Below are 5,626 nucleotides of genomic sequence, written 5' to 3'. Positions count from 1 at the left end.
AGGAGGCGCCAGGTTAAACTGAAGGGACTGACCCCGGAGGAGTTCCGGAGACAGTCCCTTGCGGCGTAGTTCTTATTTAAGCCGTCCAGGTTTTGGGGTGCAGTTCACACTTCGTGCGGCGGGGGTTCTTTCGTCCTGTGGAATGCGCTGGGAAGTCACCCCATGCGGACAGCTGAGGGGTCTTTGTTGCGTTCGTACAAGCAACCCAACATATTTCTGAATTTGGATGGGAGGGGCTTGTCGCTGTTGGGGGGCGTTGAAGTGCGAGTGACACGTTGGGATGCGCGGGCGCCTTGGGTTGGGGCAATGCTCTGGGATGAGCCTCTTACTTAGGTGAAGAGGGGTTTTATGGCTGAGAGGTAGTCTTTGGCTACGTCGGCCTTGTCGGCTTGGAAGTTGTGCCAGGCCCACCATTGGACGGTGGCTACGAAGCTTGAGGCTATGTGGTGGAGGAGGAAGTTACGATCCATGGTGCTGGCGGGGCCTGCAGGGTCGACAGGGACGGTTTCGGCTGCGCGCGACATGATGGTCTTGCGGAGACAGTCGGCGAAGACGCGCGAGCCGGCGCCGGCTACGAGGGCGCGCACGCCCTGACGACGATCCCAGAGGTTGTTGAGGATATGCTCGACCTGTACGAGCGGGTCATTGAGGGGTGTACCGTCATCGTCGAGGGCATGGGTGCAGATATCGCACACGAACTCAGCGAGCAGGTCATCTTTGCTCTTGAAGAGGCCGTAGAACGTTGCCCGACCCACATGGGCGCGAGCGATGATGTCGCCAACGGCAATCTTGCCGTAGTCCTCTTCGCGCAGGAGCTCGGAGAACGCCGCAACGATGGCAGCGCGGCTTTTTGCCTTGCGGGCATCCATGGCTATGCGTCCGCGTGAACGAGCAGACAGCGGAGCGTGCCGGAGCAACCCTCGTAGGGGCGTTTGCCGGCGCCGTAGCCGACGGCTTCGATGTGGTAGCGTGAGGGCAGTTGGTCGGACGTGCGCAGCGCGGTGACGATGGCGGCGCCCGTTGGCGTCACGAGCTCGCCGGCGACCGGTGCAGGCGTGAGGGCGATATTGCCTGCCTGGCACAGGTTGACGACAGCGGGGACGGGAATGGGCATGAGGCCGTGGGCGCAGCGGATGGTTCCGTGGCCCTCGGAGAGCGACTCGACCACAATGTCCTCGATGCCCAGGTCATCGAGGCAGATGGCGACCGAGCAGACGTCGACGATGGAGTCGACAGCGCCCACCTCGTGAAACAGGACGGTGTCGGGCGTTTTGCCGTGAGCTTTGGCCTCGGCAGCAGCGAGTGCGGTAAAGATGGCGAGGGCACGACGCTTGGCGCCATCGCTTAGCTGTGAGCCGTCGATGATGGCGGTGACGTCCGCCAAAGAACGGTGGTGATGGTGGTGGGCGTGGTGATGGTCCTCGTGGCCATGACCGTGGCCCTCATGGTCATGCTCGTGCGTATGCTCGTGGCAGTGTTCGTGTTCATGTCCGCCATGGTCATGATGGTGGTGCTCATGCTCGTGCGTGTACTCGGCAGCTGTTTCGTTGCCAAAGAGCCAGGCCATGTCGTGGTCGTGGTTCTCGAGCTCCTCTGCCAAATGAACGTCAAAGTCGCAGGCGTCGATGCCATGCTTGTTTTCACGCGTGACGGCGATCGTAAAGCCGTCGACCGGCAGCGTGGCGAGCTGTTCGCGCAGGTGCTCCTCGCTGGCGCCCAGGTCGAGCAGGGCCGCGACGGTCATATCGCCGCTGATGCCCGAGGTGCCGTCGATGATAAGCGTATGCTGATGGTTGGACATGGAATGCTCCTTAACGGGCACAGGTTGTTCCGGTGCACAGATGATTGATAAGACTTGCCTGGTAGGCGGCACCAAAGCCATTGTCGATATTGACGACCGAAACGCCGCTGGCGCAGGAGTTGAGCATGGCGAGCAGCGCGGCTATGCCACCAAAGCTCGCTCCGTAGCCCACGCTGGTAGGAACGGCGATGACCGGACAGCTTACCAGACCGCCGATAACGCTCGCCAGCGCGCCCTCCATGCCGGCGATGGCGATGACCACCTGTGCCTGGGCAAGTTCCTCGGCATGCGCGAGCAGACGGTGCAGGCCGGCGACACCTACGTCGTAGAGGCGGTCGACCTCGTTGCCGTAGAACTCGGCCGTCAACGCGGCTTCTTCGGCGACGGGCAAGTCGCTCGTGCCGGCGCAGGCGACAACGATGCGTCCGTTACCGGTAGGGGAGGGCTTACCGCCCACGAGGGCGAGCTGAGCGTTCGGGACATATCCCAGGTCGATCCCGTTGTCGAGAAGCTCCGAGGTGCGGGCTGCTTTTTCGGCATCCAGGCGCGTAACCAGGGTGCGCTCCTGACCGGCATCGCGCAGCGCTTTGATAATGGCGGCAATCTGCTCGGCGGTTTTACCGGCGCCGTAGACAACCTCACCGGCCCCCTGGCGCACCCCGCGCGAAAGATCGAGCTGCGCAAAACCCAGATCGGTGGTTGGCGCCGTTTGGATGCGCGTAAGGGCGACTGCCGGGGTGACTGCTCCGTCGGCAACATCGCTCAGTAACTGCTCAAGATCTCGCTTATCCATATATCTTCCCTTCGACGGCGCAAAGTCTAGCACTCAAAGGGTATGTTTCCGAACACTAAGACAAAATTGTTCGGAAACTAGATATAGGGGATTTGATTCTGTTGTTAGATGGATCGGCTAGTCACGCAGGATGATGTCCATGGCGAGCATCAGGTTGCGCTCGTCGATGGCAAACGGAGCGGCCTCGCGCGTCTTGGGCTTGGCGCAAAATGCGATGCCCGTGCCCGCGGCCTGAATCATGGGGATGTCGTTGGCGCCGTCGCCGATCGCCACGGTATGGGCCATATCGACACCGCACTCAACCGCCCAATCCAGTAGCTGGATAAGCTTGGATTCCTTGGTCACAATGTCTGCCGCCAGCTTGCCCGTGAGCTTGCCGTCTACGACCTCCAGGCGGTTGGCCAGGCAAAAATCGATGCCCGCGGCAGCTACGATCTTGTCGGCGACCTCGTGGAAGCCGCCGCTTACCACGCCGACCTTCCAGCCCTTGCTGTGCGCCGAGCGCACAAGCTCCAGTGCGCCGGGGGTAAACGTCACGCGCTCAAAGGTGCGCTCGAAAACGCTCTCGTCCAGGCCGGCAAGCAGCCCCACGCGCTCCTCGAGCGCCTGCTTAAAGTCGAGCTCGCCGCGCATGGCGCGTTCGGTGATCCGCGCAACTTGCCCGCCCACGCCTGCTTCCTCGCCCAACAGGTCGATGACCTCCTGGTTGATGAGCGTGGAATCGATATCCATAACGATGAGGCGTGAAGTCATGGCGGGCCTTTCCGAGTGCAGTTGTATTGTAGGCACATTGTCGCACGCGGCGCGCCTTGGCGACGGCCAGGCCGCGTCAATTGTTTCGTCTCCGTCAAGTCTTTGAGCGGGAGCCACTTTTTCGCGGTACATCGGCGCGGGTGCGATAAGATAGAACGCCATGTCCGGCTGCGCGGTTTACGCAGGCTGGGCAAATCTGTACGACGCCGCCCGGAACGACACGGGGCGGCACAGATCCATAAAGGAGGATCACTGGTATGAGCCAGACCCGTCCCATCGACGAGCATTCCATGCACACCCATACCTGCGGCGAGCTTCGCCGCGAGAACGTGGGCGAAGAGGTCACCCTCACCGGTTGGGTGAGCCGTCGCCGCGACCACGGCGGCCTTATCTTCTGCGACCTTCGCGACCGCGAGGGCATCACGCAGCTCACCTTCGACCCCGAGCACTCCGACGGCGATGCCTTTAAGATCGCCGAGACCATGCGTCCCGAGTGGCCCATCAAGATTCACGGCGTCGTGCGCGCCCGTGGCGAGGAGACCACCAACGCCAAGCTCGCGACCGGCGAGATCGAGGTCCTGACCGACCACGCCGAGGTGCTCAACACCTCCGTCACCCCGCCGTTCCAGATCGAGGACGGCATCGAGACCAGCGAGGACACCCGTCTGCGCTATCGCTATCTGGACCTCCGTCGTCCCGAGATGATGGCCAACCTCAAGCTGCGCTCCGACTTCACCTTTGCCATTCGCGAGGCGCTTCACAACCGTGAGTTCATGGAGGTCGAGACGCCCTCCCTGTTCAAGTCCACGCCCGAGGGCGCTCGAGACTTCATCGTTCCCAGCCGTATTCAGCCGGGTAACTTCTACGCCCTGCCGCAGTCCCCGCAGCTCCTAAAGCAGCTGCTCATGGTCGGTGGCGTCGAGCGCTACTACCAGGTTGCCAAGTGCTTCCGCGACGAGGACTTGCGTGCCGACCGTCAGCCCGAGTTCACCCAGGTCGATATCGAGATGTCCTTCGTGGACCAGAACGACGTCATGAGCGCACTCGAAGAGGTCTTGGCCGACGCCTTCGGTCGCATGGGTGTCGAGATGCCCACGCCGCTGCGTCGCATGGACTACTGGGAGGCCATGGACACCTATGGCTCCGACAAGCCCGATACCCGCTATGGCATGCATCTGGTCGATCTGACCGACATCTTTGCCAACTCCAAGTTCAAGGTCTTTGCGACTGCCGCAAACGAGGAGGGCTCTGTCGTCAAGGCCATCAACGCCAAGGGCGCCGGTGCCTGGGCACGTGCCAAGATCGATAAGCTCGCCGGCGTGGCCTCCACGTTTGGCGCCAAGGGTCTGGCCTGGATCGCTTTCCGCGAGGACGGCTCCATCAACAGCCCCATCGTCAAGTTCTTCTCGGACGAGGAGATGGCGGCTCTGCGCGAGCGCATGAACGTCGAGCCTGGCGACCTCGTGATGTTCGCCGCCGGCCCGCGCCTGCTCTCTGACGAGATCCTGGGCGGCATGCGCTCTCACATGGCCAACGCACTCGAGATCAAACGCGAGGGTCACGACTTCCTGTGGGTCGTCAACTTCCCGCTGTTCCACTGGGATGAGGACCGCAAGGCCTATGCAGCCGAGCACCAGCCGTTCACTCTGCCGACCGAGACCGACATCGCCAAGATCGAGGCCGACCCGTTGGCTGCCGGTTCCTGCACCTACGACTTTGTCATGGACGGTTTTGAGGCCGGCGGCGGTGGCATGCGCATCCATAACGCCGAGATGCAGATGTCCATGCTCAAGCTCCTGGGCTTTACCGAGGAGCGCGCCGAGTCGCAGTTTGGCTTCCTCATGGAGGCGCTCAAGTTTGGTGCGCCCCCGATGGGCGGTTTTGCCCTGGGTCTGGACCGCGTGTGCATGCTGCTTACTGGCTCCGATTCCATCCGTGACGTCATGGCGTTCCCCAAGACGGCCAGCGGCTCCGACCTTATGTCGGGCGCCCCGAGTGCCGTTTCCGGCGCCCAGCTCAAGGACGTCAGCCTGCGCTTGATGTAGGCGAGCGGCTGCATATTGTCTCTAACGAGGGAAGGACGCGTGCCTTCCCTCGTTTTTTATGCGCGGGCGTTGCGAGGGCATAGGGTGACCGGACGTCGCGGAAAGTGCGTCCCGGAATCTGCGTGGGACTGCGGACGATTTCTTGGACCGTTACGCGGCCCTTCCCAGCGCGGCGCGGAACTCGGCCGGCGTGCGGCCGCCGAGCGCATCGCTGCGCCTCTCCGTATTGTATCG

At 62.4% G+C, this 5,626-nt stretch carries 6 protein-coding genes; 2 read left to right on the top strand and 4 right to left on the bottom strand.

The features are described from left to right. The coding region (locus ACTQW0_RS08365) for an IS3 family transposase (RefSeq protein ID WP_441017134.1) at positions 1–69 on the top strand (69 nt) is incomplete at its 5' end. Positions 70–329: 260 nt separating this feature from the next. Here ACTQW0_RS08365 and ACTQW0_RS08360 read toward each other — a convergent pair. The 4 genes from ACTQW0_RS08360 to serB all read right to left on the bottom strand — a co-directional run bounded on the left by ACTQW0_RS08360 (position 330) and on the right by serB (position 3,347). Further along, the gene (locus tag ACTQW0_RS08360; protein WP_304211247.1) at positions 330–869 is read right to left on the bottom strand and encodes a TetR/AcrR family transcriptional regulator; all 540 of its coding nucleotides are present in this window, start codon (positions 867–869) and stop codon (positions 330–332) included. A 2-nt stretch (positions 870–871) separates the two neighbouring features. Next, entirely contained in the window at positions 872–1,801 is a 930-nt protein-coding gene (locus ACTQW0_RS08355) for a LarC family nickel insertion protein (RefSeq protein ID WP_441567754.1), read from the bottom strand. A gap of 10 nt (positions 1,802–1,811) precedes the next feature. Then, a complete protein-coding gene (gene larB / locus ACTQW0_RS08350) occupies positions 1,812–2,594 on the bottom strand; it encodes a nickel pincer cofactor biosynthesis protein LarB (RefSeq protein ID WP_441567752.1) in 783 nt (260 codons plus the stop codon). 117 nt (positions 2,595–2,711) lie between these two features. Next, on the bottom strand, positions 2,712–3,347 hold the full coding sequence (serB, locus tag ACTQW0_RS08345) for a phosphoserine phosphatase SerB (RefSeq protein ID WP_427795050.1): 636 nt from the start codon (positions 3,345–3,347) through the stop codon (positions 2,712–2,714). Between the two features lie 257 nt (positions 3,348–3,604). Here serB and aspS point away from each other — a divergent pair, with 257 nt between their 5' ends. Beyond that, entirely contained in the window at positions 3,605–5,392 is a 1,788-nt protein-coding gene (aspS, locus tag ACTQW0_RS08340) for an aspartate--tRNA ligase (RefSeq protein WP_427719815.1), read from the top strand. Positions 5,393–5,626 lie beyond the last annotated feature (234 nt).

It is taken from the genome of Collinsella sp. LCP19S3_B7, from assembly GCF_052121795.1.
Taxonomy (GTDB): Bacteria; Actinomycetota; Coriobacteriia; order Coriobacteriales; family Coriobacteriaceae; genus Collinsella.
The sequence above is the reverse complement of the archived record's forward strand: the minus strand, read 5'-3'. Positions and strand labels throughout refer to the sequence as shown.

Coding starts and splice junctions, on each gene's coding strand:
- serB (WP_427795050.1), bottom strand. CDS start 3,347: ATGACTTCACGCCTCATCGTTATGGATATCGATTCCACGCTCATCAAC.
- aspS (WP_427719815.1), top strand. CDS start 3,605: ATGAGCCAGACCCGTCCCATCGACGAGCATTCCATGCACACCCATACC.
- ACTQW0_RS08355 (WP_441567754.1), bottom strand. CDS start 1,801: ATGTCCAACCATCAGCATACGCTTATCATCGACGGCACCTCGGGCATC.
- larB (WP_441567752.1), bottom strand. CDS start 2,594: ATGGATAAGCGAGATCTTGAGCAGTTACTGAGCGATGTTGCCGACGGA.
- ACTQW0_RS08360 (WP_304211247.1), bottom strand. CDS start 869: ATGGATGCCCGCAAGGCAAAAAGCCGCGCTGCCATCGTTGCGGCGTTC.